The organism is Sphingobacterium sp. NPDC055346, assembly GCF_053645235.1.
Genome location: NZ_JBSHMI010000006.1, coordinates 1 through 13,021, shown reverse-complemented (window position 1 = coordinate 13,021; position 13,021 = coordinate 1). Strand labels below are relative to the sequence as shown.

11 protein-coding genes are annotated in these 13,021 nt (G+C 41.8%); 7 read left to right on the top strand and 4 right to left on the bottom strand.

The window, feature by feature from the left end; translation table 11 throughout:
- Positions 1-32 precede the first annotated feature (32 nt).
- The gene (locus ACWICE_RS12955; protein WP_185214157.1) at positions 33-1,025 is read left to right on the top strand and encodes an acyl-ACP desaturase; all 993 of its coding nucleotides are present in this window, start codon (positions 33-35) and stop codon (positions 1,023-1,025) included.
- Positions 1,026-1,159: 134 nt separating this feature from the next.
- Here the strand turns inward: ACWICE_RS12955 and ACWICE_RS12950 are convergent, their stop codons facing one another.
- On the bottom strand, positions 1,160-1,495 hold the full coding sequence (locus tag ACWICE_RS12950) for a hypothetical protein (RefSeq protein WP_454298519.1): 336 nt from the start codon (positions 1,493-1,495) through the stop codon (positions 1,160-1,162).
- A 698-nt stretch (positions 1,496-2,193) separates the two neighbouring features.
- Here ACWICE_RS12950 and ACWICE_RS12945 point away from each other — a divergent pair.
- Positions 2,194-3,075 (top strand): AraC family transcriptional regulator, encoded by an 882-nt coding sequence (locus ACWICE_RS12945; RefSeq protein WP_454298518.1) that lies wholly within the window; start codon positions 2,194-2,196, stop codon positions 3,073-3,075.
- Between the two features lie 10 nt (positions 3,076-3,085).
- Here the strand turns inward: ACWICE_RS12945 and ACWICE_RS12940 are convergent, their stop codons facing one another.
- On the bottom strand, positions 3,086-4,096 hold the full coding sequence (locus ACWICE_RS12940; protein WP_454298517.1) for a zinc-binding alcohol dehydrogenase family protein: 1,011 nt from the start codon (positions 4,094-4,096) through the stop codon (positions 3,086-3,088).
- A 398-nt stretch (positions 4,097-4,494) separates the two neighbouring features.
- Between ACWICE_RS12940 and ACWICE_RS12935 the strand changes: the two genes are divergently transcribed.
- The 5 genes from ACWICE_RS12935 to ACWICE_RS12915 all read left to right on the top strand — a co-directional run bounded on the left by ACWICE_RS12935 (position 4,495) and on the right by ACWICE_RS12915 (position 7,971).
- The gene (locus tag ACWICE_RS12935) at positions 4,495-4,932 is read left to right on the top strand and encodes a MarR family winged helix-turn-helix transcriptional regulator (protein WP_254528041.1); all 438 of its coding nucleotides are present in this window, start codon (positions 4,495-4,497) and stop codon (positions 4,930-4,932) included.
- A gap of 6 nt (positions 4,933-4,938) precedes the next feature.
- On the top strand, positions 4,939-5,943 hold the full coding sequence (locus tag ACWICE_RS12930; RefSeq protein WP_454291244.1) for an NAD(P)/FAD-dependent oxidoreductase: 1,005 nt from the start codon (positions 4,939-4,941) through the stop codon (positions 5,941-5,943).
- A 2-nt stretch (positions 5,944-5,945) separates the two neighbouring features.
- The gene (locus ACWICE_RS12925) at positions 5,946-6,275 is read left to right on the top strand and encodes a 2Fe-2S iron-sulfur cluster-binding protein (RefSeq protein ID WP_185214151.1); all 330 of its coding nucleotides are present in this window, start codon (positions 5,946-5,948) and stop codon (positions 6,273-6,275) included.
- A 187-nt stretch (positions 6,276-6,462) separates the two neighbouring features.
- Positions 6,463-7,782 (top strand): NAD(P)/FAD-dependent oxidoreductase, encoded by a 1,320-nt coding sequence (locus ACWICE_RS12920; RefSeq protein ID WP_254528046.1) that lies wholly within the window; start codon positions 6,463-6,465, stop codon positions 7,780-7,782.
- 51 nt (positions 7,783-7,833) lie between these two features.
- Positions 7,834-7,971 (top strand): hypothetical protein, encoded by a 138-nt coding sequence (locus ACWICE_RS12915; protein WP_313261208.1) that lies wholly within the window; start codon positions 7,834-7,836, stop codon positions 7,969-7,971.
- Between the two features lie 1,103 nt (positions 7,972-9,074).
- On the opposite strand, the gene ACWICE_RS12910 is transcribed toward ACWICE_RS12915, so the two are convergent.
- Together ACWICE_RS12910 and ACWICE_RS12905 are read right to left on the bottom strand one after the other, a co-directional pair.
- Complete coding sequence (locus ACWICE_RS12910) at positions 9,075-10,718, bottom strand: SUMF1/EgtB/PvdO family nonheme iron enzyme (RefSeq protein WP_454298516.1); 1,644 nt, start codon at positions 10,716-10,718, stop codon at positions 9,075-9,077.
- A 580-nt stretch (positions 10,719-11,298) separates the two neighbouring features.
- Positions 11,299-12,939, bottom strand: a complete 1,641-nt coding sequence (locus tag ACWICE_RS12905; protein ID WP_454298515.1) for an SUMF1/EgtB/PvdO family nonheme iron enzyme — start codon at positions 12,937-12,939, stop codon at positions 11,299-11,301.
- Positions 12,940-13,021: the final 82 nt, after the last annotated feature.

Below are 13,021 nucleotides of genomic sequence, written 5' to 3'. Positions count from 1 at the left end.
TTAAGAGCAGATTGACTACCTTTGTTATAATTATGCAAGAACTACCTTTAAACATACCAGAAGGCTCAAGAAAAGAGGTAATGACCTACTTGGAACCCTTCATGCTCAATGAAATGGCCGAGTACCTAAAACCTGTTGAGGATATGTGGCAACCAGCAGATTTTCTGCCTGATTCTGCAAGAGACACTTTTTTTGAGGAAGTCCGTGATTTACAGGAAAGCGCGAAGGAATTACCTTACGACTTAGTAGCAGTGCTGATTGGCGACACCGTGACCGAAGAAGCCCTACCTACTTATGAGTCTTGGTTGACCATGGTGGACGATGTAAACAAAAACGAACAAGGTGGCTGGATGAAATGGGTTCGTGCATGGACTGCGGAAGAAAACAGACACGGGGATTTGCTGAACAAATACCTTTACCTGTCGGGCAGGATTGACATGAAACAGTTTGAGATCTCCGTTCAATATCTGATAAAGGATGGTTTCGACATCGGTACAGGTGCCGATCCTTATAGAAACTTTATCTATACTTCATTTCAGGAATTAGCGACCAATGTTTCCCATAGACGTGTTGCTGCCCTTTCTAAGAAAAGCGGTGATAAATTGCTGGCAAAAATGTGTGGTGTTATTGCTTCGGATGAAGCGAGACACGCAAAAGCATATATGTCCTTTATCTCTCATGCCATGGCAGTAGACCCTAGTGAGGTCATGATTGCATTTGAAGACATGATGAAGAAAAAGATCGTCATGCCGGCGCACTTCCTGAGAGAATCTGGAGAACCTCAAGGTGGAGCGTTCGCCCATTTCTCGGATGCTGCTCAACGATTAGGCGTGTATACGGCCGTTGACTATGTAGATATCCTAAAAGAATTGATCAATGATTGGAAAATCGACCAAGTTTCTGGATTGAATGAACAAGGTGAGAAAGCTCGCGACTATCTCATGCGCCTACCAGATCGCTTATTGCGCCTGGCCGACCGCATGAAAGTCCCAGAGAAACAATATAACTTCAAGTGGATCTATTAATCCCTTGATTCAAAACCCAAAAGAGACCGCAGATTGCGGTCTCTTTTGGGTTTTGAGATATTTATTTGAACCAGGATCAAAGGGATGGGAGGATGGACCAAGATCATGGTATGAATATGGCTTCCTAGCCTATTTTAGGCCTCAATTCCGTCGGGGCGAATCGCATTCGCCCGCTTCATATTTTGAATAAACAATAGGTTTTTATTTGCGTACAAATCTGCACATTTGGTTTCCGCCACGATGTCATTCTGGCGAAGGAAGGATCTCGGAACTATACAAACAATGATTAAAACGGCGTACTTTCCTGCACCTTTGGTTATCCCTTTTTTGTCATGTTGAGGAACGAAACATCTCGGATAATTACAGCCCAAATCGAAAAATTGTTTGAGGATTACATTGGCGTACAGGTCCTGCACCTTCGTTGCAGCATTACTGGCAGTTTTGGGAGGAGAACCGTACAGATGCCTCACTGATCGTTCAGAAACAAAATGCGCTAAAGAGGGATTCAGAGTGAAACGAAAATCTATTGTTTTTATTTTTTTGAGATGGTTGTCATTCCGAAATCGTAAGTTGAGGAAACCATTTCAAATAAAGAATGGATAGGTCCGAGACCCTTCGGGGAAAGCCCTCAGGGTGACACAAAAGATTTATTGAAAAACATTTCACCCACGCTGTGGGTTGGCCCAAAAACAAATCACCCTTCTACAAAGATTTCACCCCCTCAGGGGGGGTAAAATTCTAAAAGCATCCATCCTTCCAAAGGAAGCCCTTTAGCCCCCCGGCTCATTTCCAATGGCGGAAAAATGGAAAGAATGCCGTTGCCCGGTGCGATGGGATTGGCCTTGGAATGCTTCCTCAAGATCATCCCATCAAAAGGGAGGATATTGAGGAAGATATTCCCGACATCAAGGCATTCTTTTCATGTGAAGTGGATGGTGCGAAAAGCCATCTTAAATGAGCCGAAGCGTTTTGGTTACTTTTGCGCCTCAAAAGTAACGAAGAGAATTGGTATCCGTGAGCTCCTCCGTCGGTTTGGTTACTTTTCCGCGAAAAAGTAACGAATACCCTTCCTTCTATCTTATTTATTACAGAGTTTATTTGAATTCCCTTTCTCAAATCCGTAATTTCAAGGCACATTACATTACCTGGAATCACATAACATCAATACATGAAACCCAAATTTGACCGCATATTAAGTCAACTTGACAATGAAGTGTACAAATTCCGGCACTTTAGCGATCAATTGTTTTCAACGAACTTCCATTTTCATAAAGAGATCCAAATTAACTATATCCAAGAAGGTTCTGGACAACGCGTGGTCGGAGACAATATCTCCAATTTTGAAAAGGATGAACTTACGCTATTGGGGTCCAATCTACCACATGTATGGTACTCCAATCCATCCAGCCATCCAGATGATAAAAAGGCAATATCCATCACCTTGTTCATTGATGTGGACAAATGCTTATCGCTATTGGATCCTCTTCAAGAAACCCACTCCCTTCGGAATTTCTTTGATAAGATGGATCGGGGCGTAATGTTTCTGGGTAAAACAAAAAAAGTACTGACCAAGCTACTTTTTGCCATCAATGAAGCAGAAGATCTGCAGAGGACCATCTATTTCCTGCAGCTGTTGGAACGCTTGATCAAGGCGGAGGATTTCCAATATATATCGAGCTCATCCTATAGAAACCGTTATTCAACCCAGGAATTTAAGGGCAATCAGGTAGATCATATTATCCGTTTTGTCCTAGAGAACTACAATAAGGAGATTAAACTGGATGAGGCAGCGGAGATGGCGAGCATGACCAAACAGGCCTTTTGCCGTTTTTTCAAAGCCAGGACCCAAAAAAGCTTTATACAATTCGTCAACGAAACCCGAATCAGCATCGCTTGTCAAGAGATTTTAAAAACCGACAGCCTGATCAGCAATATTGCCTATGATTGCGGTTTTTCAAGCCTATCCAACTTTAACAAGATATTCAAATCGATCAAGGGTGTTACGCCCCGACAGTATAAGGATCGGTTAATGGGAAGGCTGGAAGCTTAATTTCCCGTAATCAGAACTCCACAAGTGCCTTTATAACCTTTGAGTTCGGATCCAAAAGGCCTTGAAATTTATGCCCAAGTTCTTCAAAACCAATTTTATGCGTAATAAAATGTGCTAGATTGATCTTTCTATTTTTCAAAAATGAAATGACCTCTTCAAAATCACTTCGATCAGCATTTCTACTGCTCATTAAGGTGGCTTCACGTTTATGAAATTCCGGATGACTGAATTGAATAGTCCCTGCTTGCAATCCTATCAAAACATACCTACCCGTATGGGCAAGGTACTGAAAACTGGAATTAATGGCCTCCAAATTACCACTAGCATCGAATACTACATGTGCCATAGTTCCCTTACTGAACTCTTGCAACTTCTCCACTGCAGAACCCGACCTCACATTGTAGGTTTCTAGTTCTTCTACCATTTTTTTAGCTGCAGCCAATCTATCCTCATGTACATCCAACAAAAGGACCTTAGCCCCTCTCTCTGTAGCAAAAATTGCGGTCGCAATCCCTATGGGTCCCGAACCAACAATGAGCACGAATTCTCTAGGCTCCAATTTTGCCCTTTTGACAGCATGCAATGCAATAGAAAAGGGTTCTACCAGAGCTAATTCTTCAGTTCTTAAGCCTTCTCCAGCAATCAAGGAACTATCAGGAACTTGGATCAACTCTTTCATTCCACCATCAATATGTACGCCGAACACCTGCAAAGAAACACAGCAATTCCCTTTACCTTTTTGGCAAGCCACACATGCTCCACAATTAATATAGGGCAAAACCGTCACTGATTGTCCCTTTTGGAAATTTGGGTCCGTTGTTTCCAAGATTTCGGCTGCAATTTCATGACCTAGCACCCTAGGATAGGTAAAATAAGGCTGCGTTCCTTCAAAGGCATGCAAGTCTGTCCCACAGATGCCGATTGCCTTGACCTTTAACAGGGAATGTCCAGGTTTGATCCGATTACAGACCTCTTCTTTATACTCCAATTCACCAGATTTTTTACATGCTAAGATTTGCATAGATTTAGGATTTAGATTTCATAAATTTAATTATGTTTGAAAAAGGATTTTTGATCGATATTATCTTTAAATAAATTGATATTAACTTTAAAAGCCATTCCAGAAAAAACCAAAAAATTGAGTTCGATAAAATATTCATTAAACTCTGGCTCAACCATTTCATTTAAAATTTGATGTAAGTATACTACCAAGTTCCGACCTCATTCGAGACACATTCCGAATTTTCCGAATATGTCTCGAATGAGGTCAAACTGAGGTCCGAAGGTTATTGATCTGGAGGAGTCAATGAAAATCGAATTTTGGAATTTCATCAATCATAATAATCATGTAATATTTCAGTCCAAATTCTTTGAAATGTTAAATATTGAGTAAATTTACTTGTTGCACTAATAGTTGTTATGCTAAAAGAAAAATTCAATCAATATTCCTTTATCCTAGACCGTACGGCTAGAAGGGTAAAGCAGTTTGCCCAGTCATCCTTTTCGGCACATGGGATTGACCTCACTGTAGACCAATGGTCGGTAATAAAGACGCTATATGAGCAGGAGGACTTGACCCATAAAGATCTGTCAGAGAAATGTGGGAAAGACCAGCCAACGATGACCAGGATCGTCGATCTATTGTTGAAGAAAGGTTATGTACATCGCATTGTGCATCCTAATGATCGTAGGAGCCTGCATATTCAATTGACTGAGGCTGGACAGGCGCAAGCGAAAAGCTTAACTCCTCTGGTAAAAGATTTTAGGATGAAGGCATGGGAGAATTTGACAGAAGAAGATTTCGAAAATTTCACGAGAATATTAAACACAATTTATAATAATCTAGAAACAAAATAAAAAGATATGATTACGACAGATATTTGCATAATTGGAGCTGGACCAGTAGGTCTATTCGCTGTATTTGAAGCCGGTCTTTTAAAAATGCGCTGTCATTTGATCGATGTATTGCCACAGGTTGGCGGCCAGCTATCGGAAATCTATCCACACAAACCAATCTATGATATCCCGGGCTATCCCAGTATTACCGCACAGGAATTGATCAACAATCAGATGAAGCAGAATGAGCCATTCCAACCCACATTTACCTTGGGTGAGCGGGTTGATGGCTTGCAGAAGCAAGAGGACGGATCTTATATGGTAGTCGGTTCGGAAGGTACACAGATCCATTGCCAAGTTGTGGTTATTGCAGGTGGGCTAGGTTGTTTTGAACCTCGAAAACCAGAACTGCAAAACCTGAGCAATTTTGAGGGCAAGAATGTGCACTATATGGTCAAAAATCCAGAAAAATTCAGGGACCAACGCATCGTTATCGCTGGAGGTGGTGATTCTGCATTGGACTGGACCATCTTTCTGAGCGATGTCGCAAAAGAGGTGACATTGGTGCACCGCAGTGACAATTTCAGAGGAGCACCGGATTCAGCAGAGAAGGTCTTCAATTTGGCACAAACCGGTAAGATCAATCTTTTGCTATCCCATAACTTACAGAGCCTCAATGGCAATGGCCATTTAGAATCTATACTTATGACAAACAAAAGCAAGGAAGAGATTGTTGTTCAAACAGATCATTTCATCCCACTTTATGGATTGAGCCCTAAGTTAGGGCCGATTGCAGATTGGGGATTAAACATTGATAAAAATGCCATTGAGGTGGATACATTTGATTATTCGACCAATGTGGAGCGGATTTATGCCGTCGGTGATATCAACACCTATCCGGGAAAATTAAAGCTGATCTTATGTGGTTACCATGAAGCAGCATTAATGGTTCAGAGTGCCTTTAAGTATGTCTATCCGGAGCAAAAACTAAGTTTTAAATACACGACAGTAAACGGTATCAATGCGTTCTAATTATGGAGAATATCATCACTATTAATGTAGAGGATCGAGATGGCACCAGGCAGGAAGTCATGGTCCCTACAGATGTAAACCTGAGCTTGATGGAAATCCTGAAAGCATCAGAATACGATATCTTGGCAACCTGTGGCGGTATGGCACTCTGTGCTACCTGTCATGTAGAAGTTCTTGAGGGGGCAGAAAATCTGCCAGAAGCGGAAGATCAAGAGCTAGATATGCTAGACACCTTGCCTGATTCGGATGACAAGAGCAGGTTAGCTTGTCAGCTGAGGTTGACCGATTCGAATAATGGTTTGACCATAAAGATTAAGGGAAGTTTACAATAAGCTCCAATATAGTGTACTTACTACACTTAGTTCGCTATATTTAACTTATTGAAAACAAAGAGAATAGCACGAGTTTAAACATCAATTTCATGTTTTATCTAAATAAAATGCAAATTATTGATAAAATATGCAGGAAAATGTCAGATATTTGTGCCTTATTTTAAAATTCTTATAACAAGGAAGTATTATGTTACTAAATCGTTCTGAAAGAAACTTTCCCCGAGTTATCATAATTGGAGCTGGATTCGGAGGTGTGGAATTAGCTCGACAGCTGAAAAACAAAGAGGTGGAAGTTCTGTTGATAGACCGTAACAACTACCACACCTTTCAACCCCTGATGTACCAGGTAGCGACCGGTACCTTAGCGTCTGATTCTATTTCATTTCCATTGCGTAAGATGTTCAAGAACCAAAAGAACTTTCGTTTCAGATTGGCGGAGGTATTGAGCATTGACAGCAAAAATAAAATGGTCCACACATCGGTTGCCGACTATGATTATGATTACCTTGTGATCGCAACGGGAGCTACTTCCAACTTCTTTGGCAACAAACAGGTGGAGAAATATGCATTACCGATGAAGAACATCATCGAAGCATTAAATATCCGTAGCTATCTCCTACAGAACCTTGAGGAAGCGGTCTTGAGAAAGAACGCCTCTGATAGAGAGCGATATCTAAATTTCGTTGTTGTGGGTGGTGGTCCGACGGGAGTTGAACTTTCTGGTGCCATTGCCGAATATCAACAGCATATGTTGAAAAAGGATTATCCAGAACTATCGACCTATGAGATGAAAGTCTTCTTGGTAGAAGGAACTGGAAAGATCTTGGGTGCTCTATCCGAAAAATCATCCCGCGATGCAGAGAGATACTTGCATGAATTAGGTGTAAAAACCATATTGAACACGGTCGTAACGGATTATGACGGTAACACCGTTACCCTTTCTTCAGGAGAACAGATCCCTACCAAAACGGTTATCTGGGGAGCTGGCGTGATGGGACAAATGCCGGAAGGTATCAACCCAGAAATTATCCAACGTGGTAACCGAATCAAAACCAACGAACAATGTATCGTGGATGGCGAAGATGTGGTATATGCCATTGGAGACGTTTCTGCCATGATCTCTGAAGAAAACCCTAGAGGTTTACCTGGTGTTGCTCCAGTTGCTCAACAGCAAGGAAAATATGTTGCAAAGCATATCCTAAACAAACTGAACAACCAAGAAACAGAAAACTTCAAGTACTTTGATAAAGGTTCCATGGCCACTGTTGGTAGAAACAGAGCGGTGGTGGACATGGGAAACCTGCACTTAAAAGGCTTTATCGCATGGATGACCTGGATGTTTGTGCACTTGGTATCGATCTTTGGATTCAGGAACCGCTTGGTTACATTCGTCAACTGGTCTATTAAGTTCCTGACCAAAAACTCAGGCATCCGTCTGATTATCCATAAGTATATCCGACCTCAATCTGAACCAACCGTAAAGGGTGAAGAGGTAGCTCAGCAATAAAACAAACTATAATATTTTAGAGAAAGGTTGACCAAAAGTCAACCTTTTTTTGTGAAAGAGTATCGTTTGAACCAGGATGGAAAAGATAAGAGGATGGGCCAAGACCTGGGAAGAACCAGGATGGAAAGGGATAAGAGGATAGGCCATGATTTTGATCAATTTGTCGCTGGAAAGTCTCCGTTGCTGTAGGTCGTATAGCATACACCCGCCACATACAAACCTTAATAATTTGTGCCAAACTGATGGTTTCCTCGAATTCTCTTCGTTTCTTTTGAAGCCCAAATTAACCAAACCGACAAAGGAGCTCACGGACACCAGCTCTCTTCGTTACTTTTGAAGCGCAAAAGTAACCAAAACGCTTCGGCTCATTTAAGGTGACTTTTCGCACTGTCCTTCGCACATGGATAGAATGCCTTGATGTCGGGAATATCTTCCTTCAAAATTCTCCTTTTTGATGGAGAATTTTTTGAAAGCATTCCAAGGCCATTCCCATCGCGCGAGGCATCGGCATTCTTTCCATCTTTCCGCCACTGGAAATGAGCCGGGGGGCTAAAGGGCTTCCTTCGGAAGGATGGATGAATACTTTAAGAATTTTAAAACTCCTGGAAGGGGTGAAATGTTTGTAGAAATTGGATGTTTGAAATGGCCAACCCACAGCGTGGGTGAAATGTTTTTCTGTAATTTCCCTTTATTGGCATAATAACAATAAAAAAATAGTTCCCTCATCTTACGATTCGGTATGACATCATTCCCATAAAAAAATAACAATAGATTCTTCGCTTCACTCTGAATCCATCTTTAACGAAATTGCGATTCTGAACGATCAGTGAAGAATCTGTACGGTTCTCCCCCTCATGACCCTGTCATTCTCAATCGAAGATTGAGGACCTGTGTGCAATTGCAATCCGTAATTAATTATGTCTGTAAAACTCCGAAATCCTTCCTTCGTCAGGTCGCCAACAAAGGAGGAAAGAAGGTGCAGGAAATTACATCAACGTATTCCTCAACCAATTTCTCGATTTGGTCTGTAATAATCCGAGATGTTTCGTTCCTCAACATGACAAAAAAGCGGTAACCGAAGGTGCATGAAAGTACAGCAATACAACTATTATTTATTCAAAAACAGGATGCGGGCTTATGCAATAAGCCCCTACGCAATTGCGGACAAATATAGTCCAAGAAGCCGCTCTTAAGCCCAAATCTTGGTCCATCCGGTGGGTGAGCCTGTCGTACCCCATCCCGTACCCTGAGCGTCATCGAAGGGAATCCTGGTTTACCTTCAAAAATCCATCTTAATTACTTGGATATTTTATTATTCGAAAGCCAAGGTTACCTGCAGAAAAATCCAAGTAAAGTAAATCCCTGAATGTACTGTTCACCAAATAGTATGGATTAATAAATGAACCTCCTCTAATAGCAGAATTTGACACTGCAACTATACCAGGATCAACGGCAGCGTTTATACTATAGGTTCTTATTTCGTCTAGGCAATATTCTGTTACATTTCCATAGATATCGTACAGCCCCCAAGGATTTGGTTTCAACAAGCCTACTTCTTTTACTTGTAAGCCAGAATTTCCAGCATACCAGGCATATTCCGCAAGTTCAGTTTCATGACCGGCTAAGGTTTCATTATCTTCCAAAAAGAAATAATCAGCTTTGGAATCTGCCCTTGCAGCATATTCCCATTGCGCTTCGGTAGGTAGATCTCCACCTGCCCACTGGGCATATGCCCTAGCTCCGGCCCAAGTCACATTATTGACGGGTAGGTTTTCTTTCCCTGGGAAAACCTTCCATTCACCATTGCTTTCAATGAAAAGACCATTATTATTAATCCATATAACAGTTTGATTATTAGGACTATATATGAACATATTATCCATATTAGCATTTACAGCCTTTAGGTATTCAAGGTATTGTGCAACAGTAATCTCATATTTGCTCATCAGGTAATCTCTGGTCAGGGTTACCTGATGGGCAGGGTAAGTGCTTGTTTCTGTTCCAGGTTCGGTAGCTCCCGAACCCATGGTAAATGTACCGGCAGGGATAGGGACGAACTCTATTTCTGGGGCTTGATATGCCACAATTTCAGCAGCATTGACCTGCCAATCCATCGCTGAGACCCTTTTAACCTCGACCGAACCAAAGTTGATCGTGACTCTGTATTCATATTGCTTACCGGACTCAAAAATAAGTCCTGTTGGAAGGGCATAATTTAATAGCTTTTCCCCTACCTTGAACTGAAATTGCTGTTGCCCATCATTATACTGGTCATTTATGATAGCTTCCCGCTGCGTCCCAAGTCTAATGTCGGAGCTGTTTAACAATAAAATTGAATTTAAGTAAAGTTTGTATCTCCAACCACTTGAGAATCCCACAAGGCTTATTTCGACATCTCCTAAATCCTCAGCGCTCATCCCTTGGCCAGGCAATAGCGTGAATTTTAGCTTACTGTTCCTATGCTGCAAACTTATTGGACCAATAGGATTGTTCTTGTCGACATTGACCATTCTGAAATCGATAAGGTCCAGTTTTGCCTGATCGAGCTGATTGCTAAAGTCCATCATAAGTTCGCCATTTGAAACCTGCTGATAGGGACTGTACAGGAAGAAATCAATAGCACTGCCATCGCGGGGGTAGATTATCGGCGTCCCTCCATCAGCCGGAAGCAGCTCTCCAGATTCAAATATGTACTTCCGGTTGTTCACCAGTGCACTATTCAGGTCCCTTGATCCGGTCGGGAGGACATAGACCCCAAATTCCTGTCCCTCGACAGGGGTAGCAGCGTTCATCGCCGTGATACTGTTCGGTTTTGCCAGGACCAGTTTAAGTTCCTTGTCCTCGGATGGAATCGCTATTCCATCGTCGCGCCTACAGGAAAACAACAGCAGGAGCATGCAAAGTAATGGATAGATTATTTTGGTTCTTTTAAACATAATATTGGTTTGGCTATCAAAGGATTGATAATTCAAGTTAATCGAAAAGAATCGATAGGCTAATATATTAATTATTAATAAACAATAGAATGTTTATTGAGAAATTTAGTTATTGAATGGGGAATATTTATTGTTATTTAGGATTATTAAGGATGTCTCTGATTAGATGCAGGATGTTCAGTCTGACAGGGCAGTAAAAAGCAATCTATCGGGACCAAAAATATCATGGGTTTTATTGCTTACAGTTCCTTAACCTTCGGTTAAGAATGACAAAACCTTAGGGAGAAGAAGCGGTACGCCAATTATATTAAGACCCTGTCATCCATTATCTTCGATAATGGACCTGTACGCCAATAAAAACCTACAATATATTCAAAAACATGATGCGGGCTTATGCAATAAGCCCCTACAGTCCTGGGGAATTTCCAGCGCCACATTACCAAAATGATCTTGGTCCATCCTCTCATCCCATGAATCCTGGTTCAAATCCAGATCTTGGTCTATCCTCTCATCCCATCCATCCTGGTTCAAAAACCCCAATCCCCCTAATCCCATTGCTTCCCAAAATCCCAAGGCCATCTTAATTACTTGGATATTTTATGATTCGAAAGCCAGCGATCCTTGAAGAGATTGATTGGTAAAAAAAACTCCTGAATGTACTGTTCACACGTATGACTTCATCTAGGAATGAACCTCCTCTAATACTAGCGTTTGTTACAGCAATTTGACCTGGATCTACAACAGTGTTTATACCATAGACCCTTGTTTCGTCTAAGCAAAACTCAAATACATTTCCATAAATATCGTACAGCCCCCAGGGATTTGGTTTCAACATGCCTACCTCTATTAATTTATTACCAGAATTTGCACTATACCATGCATATTCCGCAAGTTCACTTTCATGACCAGTTAAGGTTTCATCATCTTCCAGAAAGAAATAATCAGCTTTGCTGCCTGCCCTCGCAGCATATTCCCATTGCGCTTCGGTTGGGAGATCTCCACCTGCCCACTGGGCATATGCCCTAGCTCCAACCCAAGTCACACAATTGACGGGTATGTTTTCTTTCCCTGGAAAAACCTTCCATTCACCATTGTCCTCAATAAAAAAATCATCATTATCAATCCATTTAACGCCTGGATTATTGGGATCCCAGGCGTTCATACTGTTTATGCCGGCATTTACAGCCTTGAGGAATTCAAGATATTGCGCAACAGTAATCTCATATTTGCTCATCAGGAAATCTCTGGTCAGGGTTACCTGATGGGCAGGGTAAGTGCTTGTTGCAGTTCCAGGTTCGGTAGCTCCCGAACCCATGGTAAATGTTCCGGCAGGGATATGGACGAATTCCAAACCTTTTGACCGAGCTATGATTTCACCCGCATCAACCTGCCAATCCATCGCTGAGACCCTTTTGACCTCGACCGAACCTAGGTTGATCGTGACCTGGTATTCGTATTGCTTACCGGAAACAAAAGATTCGGATAAAGGCAAGTTATATTCCAAAACCTTATCCCCGACCTTGAACTGAAAATGCTCTTGGCCATGATTCGTCGGGTAATTCATGATAGCTTCCCGCTGTGTCCCAAGTCCAATGTCGGAGGAGTTAAGAAAACCCGTTGTACGATAGAAAACATTGTATTTCAAAGCACCGGCGAATCCCACAAGGCTTATTTCGACCTTTCCTAAATCCTCAGCGCTCAACCCTAGGCCGGGCACTAGGGTGAATTTCAGCTTACTGTTCTTATGCTTTAAACTTATTGGACCTATAGGATTGTACATGTCGAAATTGATTCTTTCGAATTCGACAAAGTCCAGTTTGGCCTGATCAAGCTGATTTGTAAAGTCCATCATAAGTTCGCCATTAGAAACCTGCTGACAGGGACTGTACAGGAAGACATCTATAGCGCTACCATCTTGGGGGTAGGTTATCGGATGACCTCCATCAGCTGGAAGCAGCTCTCCTGATTCATATATATACTTCCGGTTGTTCACCAGTGCACTATTCAGGTCCCTTGATCCGGTCGGGAGGACATAGACCCCAAATTCCTGTCCCTCGACAGGGGTAGCAGCGTTCATCGCCGTGATACTGCTTGGTTTTGCCAGGACCAGTTTAAGTTCCTTGTCCTCGGATGGAATCGCTATTCCATCGTCGCGCCTACAGGAAAACAACAGCAGGAGCATGCAAAGTAATGGATAGATTATTTTGGTTCTTTTAAACATAATATTGGTTTGGCTATCAAAGGATTGATAATTCAAGTTAATCGAAAAGAATCGATAGGCTAATATATTAATTATTAATAAA